14 protein-coding genes are annotated in these 11,199 nt (G+C 61.2%); 8 read left to right on the top strand and 6 right to left on the bottom strand.

Annotation, left to right across the window (positions count from 1 at the left end; all coding sequences use genetic code 11):
• Together ACM62Q_RS12340 and rsmI are read right to left on the bottom strand one after the other, a co-directional pair.
• On the bottom strand, window positions 1-803 hold an 803-nt coding region (locus tag ACM62Q_RS12340; protein WP_415037016.1), incomplete at its 3' end, for a polyphosphate kinase 2.
• A 71-nt stretch (window positions 804-874) separates the two neighbouring features.
• Window positions 875-1,726 carry a 16S rRNA (cytidine(1402)-2'-O)-methyltransferase gene (gene rsmI, locus ACM62Q_RS12335; RefSeq protein WP_415037014.1) on the bottom strand — a complete coding sequence of 284 codons (852 nt, stop codon included), beginning with the start codon at window positions 1,724-1,726 and terminating at the stop codon, window positions 875-877.
• 9 nt (window positions 1,727-1,735) lie between these two features.
• Between rsmI and ACM62Q_RS12330 the strand changes: the two genes are divergently transcribed.
• From ACM62Q_RS12330 to rfaE2, 4 genes are all read left to right on the top strand, one after another.
• On the top strand, window positions 1,736-2,098 hold the full coding sequence (locus tag ACM62Q_RS12330) for a YraN family protein (RefSeq protein ID WP_415037012.1): 363 nt from the start codon (window positions 1,736-1,738) through the stop codon (window positions 2,096-2,098).
• 72 nt (window positions 2,099-2,170) lie between these two features.
• A complete protein-coding gene (locus ACM62Q_RS12325) occupies window positions 2,171-2,761 on the top strand; it encodes a phosphoheptose isomerase (RefSeq protein ID WP_415037010.1) in 591 nt (196 codons plus the stop codon).
• 1 nt (window position 2,762) lies between these two features.
• On the top strand, window positions 2,763-3,425 hold the full coding sequence (locus ACM62Q_RS12320; protein WP_415037008.1) for a BON domain-containing protein: 663 nt from the start codon (window positions 2,763-2,765) through the stop codon (window positions 3,423-3,425).
• Window positions 3,426-3,429: 4 nt separating this feature from the next.
• Window positions 3,430-3,918, top strand: a complete 489-nt coding sequence (rfaE2, locus tag ACM62Q_RS12315; RefSeq protein ID WP_415037006.1) for a D-glycero-beta-D-manno-heptose 1-phosphate adenylyltransferase — start codon at window positions 3,430-3,432, stop codon at window positions 3,916-3,918.
• Window positions 3,919-3,952: 34 nt separating this feature from the next.
• Here the strand turns inward: rfaE2 and ACM62Q_RS12310 are convergent, their stop codons facing one another.
• From ACM62Q_RS12310 to ACM62Q_RS12295, 4 genes are all read right to left on the bottom strand, one after another.
• Entirely contained in the window at window positions 3,953-5,845 is a 1,893-nt protein-coding gene (locus ACM62Q_RS12310) for a potassium transporter Kup (RefSeq protein WP_415037004.1), read from the bottom strand.
• 116 nt (window positions 5,846-5,961) lie between these two features.
• Entirely contained in the window at window positions 5,962-6,813 is an 852-nt protein-coding gene (locus tag ACM62Q_RS12305; protein ID WP_415037002.1) for an HDOD domain-containing protein, read from the bottom strand.
• Between the two features lie 26 nt (window positions 6,814-6,839).
• Window positions 6,840-7,304, bottom strand: a complete 465-nt coding sequence (gene ssb / locus ACM62Q_RS12300; protein ID WP_415037000.1) for a single-stranded DNA-binding protein — start codon at window positions 7,302-7,304, stop codon at window positions 6,840-6,842.
• An 18-nt stretch (window positions 7,305-7,322) separates the two neighbouring features.
• Window positions 7,323-8,510 (bottom strand): MFS transporter, encoded by a 1,188-nt coding sequence (locus ACM62Q_RS12295; RefSeq protein WP_415036998.1) that lies wholly within the window; start codon window positions 8,508-8,510, stop codon window positions 7,323-7,325.
• Window positions 8,511-8,582: 72 nt separating this feature from the next.
• On the opposite strand from ACM62Q_RS12295, the gene ACM62Q_RS12290 reads away from it, so the two are divergent.
• The 4 genes from ACM62Q_RS12290 to ACM62Q_RS12275 form a co-directional block, all read left to right on the top strand.
• Complete coding sequence (locus ACM62Q_RS12290; RefSeq protein WP_415036996.1) at window positions 8,583-9,092, top strand: YybH family protein; 510 nt, start codon at window positions 8,583-8,585, stop codon at window positions 9,090-9,092.
• 3 nt (window positions 9,093-9,095) lie between these two features.
• The gene (hemW, locus tag ACM62Q_RS12285; RefSeq protein ID WP_415036994.1) at window positions 9,096-10,289 is read left to right on the top strand and encodes a radical SAM family heme chaperone HemW; all 1,194 of its coding nucleotides are present in this window, start codon (window positions 9,096-9,098) and stop codon (window positions 10,287-10,289) included.
• Between the two features lie 22 nt (window positions 10,290-10,311).
• Window positions 10,312-10,563 carry a YkgJ family cysteine cluster protein gene (locus tag ACM62Q_RS12280; RefSeq protein ID WP_415036992.1) on the top strand — a complete coding sequence of 84 codons (252 nt, stop codon included), beginning with the start codon at window positions 10,312-10,314 and terminating at the stop codon, window positions 10,561-10,563.
• A gap of 106 nt (window positions 10,564-10,669) precedes the next feature.
• Window positions 10,670-11,199: undecaprenyl-diphosphate phosphatase (locus tag ACM62Q_RS12275; RefSeq protein WP_415036990.1), on the top strand; the 530-nt coding region annotated here is incomplete at its 3' end.

The following is an 11,199-nucleotide window of genomic DNA, read 5'->3' as shown; positions in this document are numbered from 1 at the left end:
TGGATGCCGTTACGCACCAGCATGCGCTCGAATTCCGGGCATTGGCGCACGAATTCGTTGTATTCCTGGTCGGAGCAAAAACCCATCACCCGCTCGACGCCAGAACGGTTGTACCAGGAGCGGTCGAACAGGACGATTTCACCGTCGGTCGGCAGATGTTGCACATAGCGCTGGAAATACCACTGCCCGCGCTCGATTTCGCTCGGTTTTTCCAGAGCCACCACGCGCGCGCCGCGCGGGTTCAAATGCTCCATGAAACGTTTGATGGTGCCGCCCTTGCCGGCTGCATCGCGCCCTTCAAAGAGGATCACGACCTTCTGCCCGGTCTCCTTGACCCAGGCCTGCAGCTTCAATAATTCAACCTGCAAGCGGTATTTCTGGCGCTCGTAATTGCGCCGCTGCATCAGGTTTTTGTAGGGGTAGATGCCGGAGCGCCAATCGGCGACCAATTCTTCGTCCGGGTTGACGTGCTGCTCGTCAAAACGCAACTGCTGCTGGCGCAGCAGGCGTTTGAGCATGGCCAGCGCCTCTTCGCTGGGCGAATTACTCAGGATGTCCGTAATCGCGGCCATTTTCTTTTCTTCAGCAGCGCGTTCGGCATTGTGCACGGTGAAATTTTCGATGCCCTGCGGCGTTTGCTGCGGCGGCACGTCGCCGGCGGCAACCTGGCGCGCGCGCGGCGTTTGTTTCTTGTGCACCGGGGCGCTGGTTTTTCTTTTTGCTGCCGATGCCGGGGCGCTGGTTTTCGTCAGCGCGCTTTCGCTGCTGCTTTTATTGGCCGTTTTTTTCTCCGCTGCATCCATCTCTTGCTCCTCGTTGGGTGTTAGGCAAAAACTGGCATCGCTTCTGTTTTGAAGCCACACCAGAAATCACGTCAAATTTCTTCGCTATTTTTCAGACGCACAGCCATTTCGTAAAGCATTTTTTGCGCCCCACCTGTCAAACTTGCTGCCAGACGTGCCGCCTGTTTGCTCCCCAGACCGTCCGCCAACAAAACGCGCAGCACGCGCTCGCCTTCACCGGCATCGGCACTCGGCGGCGCACCGGAAACCACCAGCACGAATTCCCCGCGCTGACGATTGCTGTCCGCCGCCAGCCAAGCCTGTGCCTCTGTTAACGGCAGACGCACGATGCTCTCGTACAGTTTGCTCAACTCCCGCGCCACGAGGAGCGTGCGCTCCCCTAATTCATTCGCCAGATCGCCCACGGTTTCCAGAATGCGATGCGGCGCTTCGTAAAACACCAGCGCCGCCTGCTCATGGCGCAATTCGGCCAAGGCTTGCTGGCGCTGGCCGGATTTGCTGGGCAAAAAGCCACAAAACAAAAAGCGCTCTTCGAGAAAACCGCTGGCCGACAAGGCCGCAATCGCCGCACAAGCGCCCGGCACGGGCACCACCGGCAAACCCGCCGCGTGCACCGCCGCCACGACGCGCGCACCGGGATCGGAGATGCCGGGCGTGCCGGCATCGGAAATCAAGGCGACCGCCTCACCGGCCTGCAGTTTTTCCACGATGCGCTGCGCCGCCGCCTGCTCGTTATGCTGGTGCGCCGGCAACAGTTTTCCACGCGCGCCCAGCTGTTTCAACAACGGTGCGCTGTGGCGCGTGTCTTCGGCGGCAATCCAGGGCACTGTTGCAAGAATTTCCGCGCCGCGCCGCGTCACATCGCCCAAGTTGCCGATTGGGGTGGCCAGCACATACAATGCCGTTTTAAATTCTGTTGTCATTTTTAACCCATGCCAGCAAAAACCAAAGATACCACCGTCGCCCGCGGCCATGATGCTGAAAGTCGGGCGCTGGCCTATCTGGAAGCGCGCGGTTTGCGCTTGGTCACCCGCAATTTCCACGTCAAGGGCGGTGAAATCGACCTTATTTTGTACGACGGCCCTTGCCTCGTTTTCGTCGAAGTGCGCCAACGCAAGAATGCCGCCTTTGGCGGCGCAGCGGCCAGCATTACCCGCCAGAAGCAGGCGCGCATCCTGCTCGCTGCCCGCCACTATCTGGCACGCCACGGCGAATCGGCCTGCCGTTTCGATTGCCTGCTGCTCGAAGGCGGGCAGATCGAATGGCTGCAAAATGCCTTCGGTAGCGATTTTTGACCCCCCAGCCAAACAGCCCGCACCAGCGCCTGGGGTAGAATTGCCGCCTGCATTGTTTCAGGATGGTTCAGCATGGATTTGATTGCCCGCGTCACCCAACATTTCGAAGATAGCGCCCAGACCAAACTGGATGCGGCACACGCCCTGGCCGCACCGCTGGCGGCGGCGATCGAAATTTTGACCAATGCCTTACTCATTGGCGGCAGAATTCTCGCCTGCGGCAACGGGGGCTCGGCGGCCGATGCGCAGCATTTTGCCGCGGAACTGGTCGGGCGCTTTGAAGCCGAACGCCAAGAACTCGCTGCCATTGCACTCTCTACCGATTCCTCCATCCTCACCGCCGTCGGCAACGACTACGGCTTCGAACAGATTTTTTCCCGCCAGGTGCGCGCCCTGGGGCAGGCCGGCGATGTGCTGCTGGCCATTTCCACCTCCGGCAACTCCGCCAATATCATTGCCGCGATACACGCCGCACACGAGCAAGGCATGCAAGTCATCGCCCTCACCGGCAAAGGCGGCGGCGAAATCAACGAGATCCTCAACGACAAGGATCTGCACCTGTGCGTACCCGCCGAGCGCACCGCCCGCATCCAGGAAACCCATCTGGTCATCATCCATTGCCTGTGCGATGGCATCGACGCCCTGCTTTTAGGAGATGAATGACATGAAAAACCGCCTCACACTCTCCCTCCTGCTCGCCGCCCTGCTCACCCCTGCCCTGAGCGGCTGTTTCCCGGCCATTGTGGCCGGCACCGCCGCCGGCGTCATCAGCCTGCACGACCGGCGCAGCACCGGCACGCAAACCGATGACGAAAGCACCGAGTGGAAAGCCAGCGCGCGCATTCCAAAAGAATACAAAAACCAATCCCGCGTCAGCTTCGTTTCCTACAACCGGCGCGTGCTGATCACCGGCGAGGTGGCCAGCGAAGAAGCGCGCCAAAGCGTTGAACAAAATACCCGCCAAATCGAAGGCGTACGCGAGGTCTATAACGAACTCAGCATCGGCACGCCGGCCACGCTCTCCATGCGCAGCAACGACACTTTCCTTGAATCTAAGGTCAAAGCGCGCCTCGTCGATAGCCGCCAGATTTCGGCCAACCACATCAAGGTGGTGTCCGAGCGCGGTCAGGTTTATCTGATGGGTGTGGTCACCGACCTGGAGGCGAAAGTCGCCATTACCGTCGCCCGCACGACCGCCGGGGTGAACAAGGTGGTGAATGTGATGGAAATTCTCTCGGACGCCGAAATCAACCGGCTCAACGAGCAAGCCCTGCTGGCCTCGAAAAAATCTGCCGCGCCAGCCCCTGCCCCCAGCGAGAACCGCTAACGCCATGCACTACCCGCGCCCCGCTCTGGAAGCAAAAATCTGCCCGCCCGAGCAACTCGCTGCCGCCGCCCGACAACTGCCGCAGCCGCTCGTCTTCACCAACGGCTGTTTCGACATCCTGCATCGCGGCCACGTCACCTATCTGGCGCAAGCCGCGGCCCTCGGGCAAAGCCTGATCGTGGCGGTCAACAGTGACGCCTCGGTCAAGCGCCAAGGCAAGGGGGCGGAGCGTCCCGTCAATCGTCTGGAAGATCGCTTGGCGGTGTTGGCAGCGCTGGCCTGCGTCAGCCTGGTGACCTGGTTCGAGGAAGACACGCCGATCGAGCGCATTCTTGCCTGCCGCCCGGACGTGCTCGTCAAAGGCGGCGACTGGCCGGTGGAAAAAATCGTCGGCGCCCCCGAAGTGTACGCCTGGGGCGGCAGCGTGCATTCCATCCCCTTCCTGCACCAGACCTCGACCACGGCACTCCTGGAAAAAATCCGCCGCCTGTAGGGGGCTGGTCACCCCCTTTTTCACCCGACTCCGCCTACAACACCACCTGCGTTCCCAATTCCACGACGCGATTACTCGGAATGCGGAAAAAAGCGGTGGCCGAGCCGGCGTTACGGAACATGGCGACGAAAATTTTCTCGCGCCAAAAAGCCATTTCTGAACCCAGGCGCGGAATCAAGGTGGCGCGGCCGATGAAGTAGGAGGTTTCCAGGGCGACAAACACCAAGCCGGCTTCGGCGCATTGCTGCAAGGCCTGCGGCACGTCCGGCTCGTCCTTGAAACCGTATTGCACGATGACGCGCCAAAAATTGCCACCCAGGGCTTTCACTTCGACGCGGTCGATATCGGGCACATAAGGCACATCGAAGAACTGCACCGAAAGCAGCACCACCCGTTGGTGCAACACTTTGTTGTGCATCAGATTGTGCAAGAGCGCATGCGGCACGCCGCTGGGGTCGGCATTGAAAAATACGGCCGTACCCTCCACCCGTTGCGGCGGCGCGGCATCCAGGGCGGCGATGAAGGGCAACAAATCCAGGCGCTCGCCGCGCAAACGCTCATCGAGCAACTGCCGCCCGCGCTTCCAGGTCGTCATCAGGATGAAAATCACCATCCCGGCCACCAGCGGAAACCAGCCGCCATCGGGAATTTTCAGAATATTGGCGGCCAGAAAGAGCAACTCGACCGACAAGAAACAGGCAAACAGCGCCCCCGCCCGCCACCAGCCCCAGCCCCACACCTTGGCGACTACCACGGTCGCCAGAATGGAGGTAATCACCATGTCACCGGTCACCGCAATGCCATAGGCCGCCGCCAGATTATTCGAGGACTGAAAGCCCAGCACCAACACCATGACCGCCACCATCAAGCCCCAATTCACGGCGGGCAGATAAATCTGTCCCTGCTCATTTTCATTGGTGTGCAAAATTTCCATGCGCGGCACGAAACCAAGCTGCATGGCCTGGCGCGTCACCGAAAAAGCCCCAGAAATCACCGATTGCGAGGCAATGACGGTGGCCAGCGTGGCCAGCCCGATCAAGGGATAGAGCGCCCATTCCGGGGCCGAGCGGAAAAAGGGATTGTCTGCCACCTGCGGATCTGCCAGGAGCGCCGCGCCTTGCCCGGCGTAATTGAGGATCAAGGCCGGCAGCACGAAGGCGAACCAGGCACGGGAAATCGGCTTGCGGCCAAAATGCCCCATGTCGGCGTACAAGGCTTCCGCCCCGGTCACCGCGAGCACGACGTTACCCATCGCCGCCAGCCCCATCGCCTGGTTGGCAAGTAAAAACTCGATGCCGTACCAGGGATTGAAAGCGGCCAAAATTTCCGGGTGGGCCAGGATGTTGCGCAAACCCATCAGCGCCAGCACGCTAAACCAGCACAGCATGACCGGGCCAAAAAACACGCCGACCACGGCAGAGCCATTTTTCTGCACGAAAAAGAGGGCAAACAACACCAAGAGGGTAATCGGCAAGACGAAAGGATGCAGCGCCGGCGCGCCGACTTCCAGACCTTCCACCGCCGAAAGCACCGACATTGCCGGCGTTACCATGCCGTCACCATAGAACATGGCCGCACCGAGCACACCGAATATCATGATCCAGCGTGCCTGCCGGGGTTTTTCCTGCACCGTGTGCAAGGCCAACGCAATCAAGGCCATGATGCCGCCCTCGCCCCGGTTGTCGGCACGCATGATGAAGATCACATACTTCACCGAAACGACGATGATCAGCGCCCAGAAAAAGAGCGACAAACTACCGTAGATATTGCCGACGGACACCGGAATCGGATGATTACCGGCGAACACTTCCTTGAAGGAATAGAGCGGACTGGTGCCGATGTCGCCATACACCACGCCGAGCGCAGCCAGCGCCAGGGTGGCCAGGCGTTTGCCCTGGGCTTCGGAAGAAGAATGGATTGGTGTCATGGTGCGCCTTCAGATTTCCGGCACCACGCCACCCCCCGTTATCCGGGTCATGCCGCAAGCCAGAGGGAGAATGGGGTTGAGAAGCTCCGGCGTGACGGCAAAAATGGGCGGAAAACTCAGCCGCCCAGTGCGGCTTTCAAAGACGCCACTTCCTCTTCGGATTCGGCGATTAGCTCTTGCAAGGTGGCGGCATCGAACAAGGTATCGAGCATCGAAGTATCAACCGCGCTCCCCGCCTGTTCCGCATCGCGCCAGCTGGCGCTGCGGTTGGCGATTTTGTTTGCCACGTAGAGGACATCGGACAAGGTTTTGATTTCCTTGATTTCCCGCTCGTTTTCATGCTCGAGAACCGCAGTACACACGGACTCGGGAGATCCCAGTGCGGTCAACAGCGCATGGCCGATATTGTCGTGCCAGCCGACCAAGAGCGCGTGCAACTCGGCCTTGTCGGCGACCAGCTCGGGGAAACCGGCAGCGCGCGACATCAGGTAGAAAACACCGATATCGTGCACCAGGCCGGTGAACATCGCCTCGTCGCCGTTGATCCGGGCGATCTTGCGCGCCAGCACGCGCGACAAGGAGGCCACGTGCGCGGTGTGCTCCCAGAGCTTCTTGGAAATGCCCTCGAAGGGCTGCATCTGCTTGGATTTCAGCAGCTGCTCCATGGCTACCGCAAAAGAAACGCTGCGCACCGCTTCCATACCGACGCGGATGATGCCGTTTTTGACATCCGCCACTTCCTTGCCCGAGGGATTGAGCGCCGCCGAGTTGGCCATGCGGATGATCTTGGTGCTCATCAAAGGCTCGGCCCCAACCAGCTTGGCCAGTTGCTCGACGCTCAGATTCGGATCTTTGAGCGCCGTGCGCACCTGGAAGGTGATGTCGAGGAAGGTCGGAAAACTAATTTCCGAGCCAGACAGATCCTTGGCGATGTCTTCCAGAATCTTGAAGGTAATCGGCTTACTCATGGCGCAATCTCGTGGTCGGTCAAGGCTCAGAACGGAATGTCGTCGCCCAGATCATCAAAGGCCGGCTTCGGCTTGTTTTGCGGCGGGCTGGGCTGATAATTGGCCGGCGGCGCGGCGTAATTGTCGTCGTGGCTGCTGGCCGGCGCGCCCATACCCTGGCGACCGCCGAGCATTTGCATGGTATCGCCGCGAATTTCGGTGCTGTATTTTTCCTGCCCGTCTTTATCCGTCCATTTGCGCGTGCGCAGGCTGCCTTCGACGTAGATTTGCGAGCCTTTTTTGAGGTACTGGCCGCACACTTCGGCGGTCTTGCCGAAGAAGGAAACGCGATGCCATTCGGTATGTTCCTTGCGCTCGCCGCTCGCTTTGTCGCGCCAGTTGTCCGTGGTGGCGATGCTCAAATTACACATGGCGTCACCGGTTGCGGTGTAGCGCACTTCCGGGTCGCGTCCGAGGTTGCCCACCAGAATCACTTTATTGACCGAAGCCATTCCTTGCCTCCTGAAAAATCACGTTGTCGGCGCTGTGCGCCGGGGAAATGTCATGCTCAAGGCCACCAGCATCCAGCCTGTCGCCAGCAGGGCGCAGACGAAAAACACCGCATTATCGCCGAAATGCTGGGCGATATAGCCGCCCATCGCGCCGCCGATGAACAGGCCCACCGCCTGTGTCGTGTTATACACCCCCATCGCCGCCCCCTTGGCGGCGGCCGGCGCAATGCGCGAAACCAATGACGGCAAGCTGGCTTCGAGAATATTGAAGGCAACAAAAAAGAGCAGCAGCCAGAGGCCCAGCCACCACAGACTGCCCCCGAGAAAATACAAACCGCCTTGCACCAAGGCCGCCAGCGCAATCGCCGACAAAAACACCGGGCGCATCTTGTCGCGTTTTTCGGCGGCGATAATGGCCGGCACCATCACCACGAAAGAGGCCAGCACAGCAGGCAGATAGACTTTCCAGTGTTCCGGCGCGGGCAAGTCGCCGCGTTCGATGAGCGCTTGCGGCAAGACCACGAACATCGCCATTTGAATGATGTGCAACACGCCTATGCCCAAGTTGAGCTTTAACAGCGCGCCATTTGCCAGCACCTCGCGCAAGGGTAGTTTGACTTGCGGCGGCAGCGGCGGCGAAGGAATGCGTTTGAGCAAACCCAGCGCGCCCAGCGCCAGCAGGCCGGTAAGGATGAACAAACCGCCCATGCCGATCCAGCCATAAAGTAGCGGCGCGCCGACCAGTGACAAAGCGAAAACCAGGCCGATCGACGAGCCGATCATGGCCATCACCTTGGTGCGATGCTCTTCACGCGTCAGGTCGGCCGCCAGCGCCGTCACCGCCGCCGAAATGGCACCGGTGCCTTGCAGCACGCGGCCCACGATCATCCAGTGCATATCCGGTGCCCAGGCGGCGACGAAACTGCCCAGCGCAAACAGCAACAAGCCGAAAACGATCACTGGTTTGCGCCCCAGACGGTCGGAAGCGATACCGAAAGGGATCTGCAACACCGCTTGCGTCAGGCCGTAAGCCCCCAGGGCCAGACCGATCAGGGTGCGATCGTCGCCCCCGGGCAGGGTTTTCGCATAGACGGCAAAGACCGGCAAAATGAGAAAAAGGCCGAGCATGCGCAAGGCAAAGATGGACGCCAAGGATGCGCCGATACGGCGCTCCTGCGGCGTCATCGGGTCAGCAGGAGAGGACATGAATCATGATGTTCGGCATGGGGAGGCGGCATCTTATCAGGTTTGCACTGCCCTTCCTGAAAATGCGCGGGCTTGGGTATAGTGCCGGGCATCGAATCACTCCTGCCCGCCGCCATGCGTTTCAACCGCCCTCGCCCTTGGTTCCTGATTGCTCTCCTCTGTTCCTGCCTGGGCGCAGTACTCGCTCCTTCGATCCACGCGCAGACCCTGCCGCTCGTTGCTGCCGATGCCGCCGAATCCGAGGTGCAGATCGAGCAATTTATCGAGCGCTGGCGCAAGGCCTGGGAAGCGCGCGATGCCGATCTCTACCTCGCCCATTACGCCCCCAGTTACGCCGGCAAGGCCGAAACACCCGCCGCCTGGCAAGCGAGCCGGCGGCAGGTACTGCACGCCGCCAGCGATCTGGAGATTCGCTTCGAAGCCCCGGAAATTTATTTTTCCAGCCCGGTTCAGGCTGAAGTTCACTTTCGCCAGCACTACCGTTCCGCCAGCCATGCCGACATCGGCAAAAAGGTGTTGACCTTGGTGCGCTGGGACGGGCGCTGGCTGATTACCGCCGAGCAATTCACCCCCTTGCAATAAACCATGCGGCGCATCATCCCCATCCAGCCGCTGCCCGCCCGGCCGGGGCCGACGCCGGAATTCAAGGTATCGCCCCCGCTCGGGCTGTACATCCATCTGCCCTGGTGCGTACAGAAATGCCCCTATTGCGATTTCAACTCGCACGCCAATAGCGGCGGCATCCCGGAAGCGGCCTACGTCGCGGCGCTGATCGCCGATCTGCAAGCCGCCCTGCCGCTGATCTGGGGCCGCCCGATCCAGAGTGTATTTTTCGGCGGCGGCACGCCCAGCCTGTTTTCGCCAGAAGCCATCGACGACATCCTCCGCGCCGTGCGCACCCTGACCCGCCTGCAGCCGGAAGCCGAAATCACCCTGGAAGCCAATCCCGGCACGGTGGAAGCCGCGAAATTCGCCGGTTTTCGCGCCGCTGGCGTCAATCGCCTGTCGCTCGGCATCCAGAGTTTCAACGACCGGCACTTGCAGGCGCTGGGACGCATCCACGACGCCGGCGAAGCGCGCCGGGCCGCCGAACTGGCCGCGCAACACTTTCCCAGCTTCAATCTCGATTTGATGTATGGCCTGCCCGGACAGTCGCTGCCCGAGGCGCTGGCCGACCTGGAAACCGCTCTCAGCTTTGCCCCGCCGCATCTTTCCTGTTACCAGCTCACGCTGGAGCCGAACACGCCGTTCGCCGCCTTTCCGCCGGAAGTTCCCGACGGCGATCTCTGCGCCGACATGCAAGACGCCCTCGAGGCGCGACTCGCCGCAGCCGCTTACGACAACTACGAAACCTCAGCCTTCGCCCAGGCCGGCCGGCAATGCCGGCACAACCTGAACTACTGGCAGTTCGGCGACTACCTCGGCATCGGCGCCGGCGCGCACAGCAAGCTGACCTTGCACGACAAGCTGCTGCGCCAGATGCGCCACAAACACCCGGCGGCTTATCTGGAAAAAACTGCGCAAGGTCAAGCCATCCAGGAGGAGCGAGCAGTCACTCACCAGGAGCTGCCGGGCGAATTCATGATGAACGCCCTGCGCCTCGCCGCCGGTTTTCCGCCGGATCTGTTCGAGCTACGCACCAGCCGCCCACTGTCTGAAATCCTGCCCAAACTAAAAACCGCCGAGCAGGACGGTCTGCTCGAACTAAGCGCCGAGGCCATCCGCCCGACCCTGCGCGGGCGGCGTTTTCTCAATCTGCTCATCGAACGGTTTTTGTGAGCCGAACGATTTTTATGAGCCGGTGCCGGTGAGCGCTTTTGCCTGTCGCCCCGGCTGCGCCGCCTGCTGCATCGCACCGTCGATTTCCAGCCTGGGCAAACCGGCCGGCCTTGCCTGCCCGCATCTGGACGCCGATCTGCGCTGCCGCCTGTTCGGCCAGCCCGAGCGACCGGCCTGTTGCAGCGGCCTGCAAGCCTCGTTCGAAATGTGCGGCGAAAATCGTGAGCAAGCGCTCACTTGGCTGGCCGACCTGGAAAACTTGACGCGACCATAATGCTAAAATCCGCCGCTTTCGTGACGCCGCTGCGGCCTGCGCCATGGCCTGCGCCATGGTTTGCGCCGTAAGCTGACCTCCTGGCATTCCCCGCTCTGGTATTTTCATGGACCTCCTCTTGCTGCTCAAAGCCCTGATCCTCGGCGTCATCGAAGGGCTGACCGAGTTTCTACCGATTTCTTCTACCGGCCACCTGATCATCGCCGGCAGCCTGCTCGATTACACCGACGAGCAGAGCAAGGTGTTCAAGATCGTCATCCAATTGGCCGCCATCCTCGCCGTCTGCTGGCATTTCCGGGAGCGCATCGGGCTGGCCCTGGGCGGCTTGACTTCCGACCCGGTGCAGCAGCGTTTCGCCGGGTTGCTCGTCGTCGGCTTCCTGCCGGCGGCGGTGCTCGGACTGCTCTTTCACAGCACCATCAAGGCCTATCTTTTCAATCCGCTGACGGTGGCCGGCGCCTTGATCGCCGGCGGCCTGCTGATTCTCTGGATCGAGCGCCGCGCGCGGGTGCCGCGCATCGAGCAGATCGACGCGATGCGCTGGCCGGACGCCCTGAAAGTCGGCTTCGCGCAGGCCATGGCGATGTTCCCCGGCGTCTCGCGCTCCGGCGCGACGATCATGGGCGGCCTGCTGTT

The organism is Azonexus sp. (assembly GCF_047638095.1).
Classification (GTDB): domain Bacteria; phylum Pseudomonadota; class Gammaproteobacteria; order Burkholderiales; family Rhodocyclaceae; genus Azonexus.
The sequence above is the reverse complement of the archived record's forward strand: the minus strand, read 5'-3'. Positions and strand labels throughout refer to the sequence as shown.

Coding starts and splice junctions, on each gene's coding strand:
- rfaE2 (WP_415037006.1), top strand. CDS start 3,430: ATGCACTACCCGCGCCCCGCTCTGGAAGCAAAAATCTGCCCGCCCGAG.
- ACM62Q_RS12305 (WP_415037002.1), bottom strand. CDS start 6,813: ATGAGTAAGCCGATTACCTTCAAGATTCTGGAAGACATCGCCAAGGAT.
- ACM62Q_RS12295 (WP_415036998.1), bottom strand. CDS start 8,510: ATGTCCTCTCCTGCTGACCCGATGACGCCGCAGGAGCGCCGTATCGGC.
- ACM62Q_RS12310 (WP_415037004.1), bottom strand. CDS start 5,845: ATGACACCAATCCATTCTTCTTCCGAAGCCCAGGGCAAACGCCTGGCC.
- ssb (WP_415037000.1), bottom strand. CDS start 7,304: ATGGCTTCGGTCAATAAAGTGATTCTGGTGGGCAACCTCGGACGCGAC.
- rsmI (WP_415037014.1), bottom strand. CDS start 1,726: ATGACAACAGAATTTAAAACGGCATTGTATGTGCTGGCCACCCCAATC.
- ACM62Q_RS12320 (WP_415037008.1), top strand. CDS start 2,763: ATGAAAAACCGCCTCACACTCTCCCTCCTGCTCGCCGCCCTGCTCACC.
- ACM62Q_RS12325 (WP_415037010.1), top strand. CDS start 2,171: ATGGATTTGATTGCCCGCGTCACCCAACATTTCGAAGATAGCGCCCAG.
- ACM62Q_RS12330 (WP_415037012.1), top strand. CDS start 1,736: ATGCCAGCAAAAACCAAAGATACCACCGTCGCCCGCGGCCATGATGCT.
- hemW (WP_415036994.1), top strand. CDS start 9,096: ATGCGGCGCATCATCCCCATCCAGCCGCTGCCCGCCCGGCCGGGGCCG.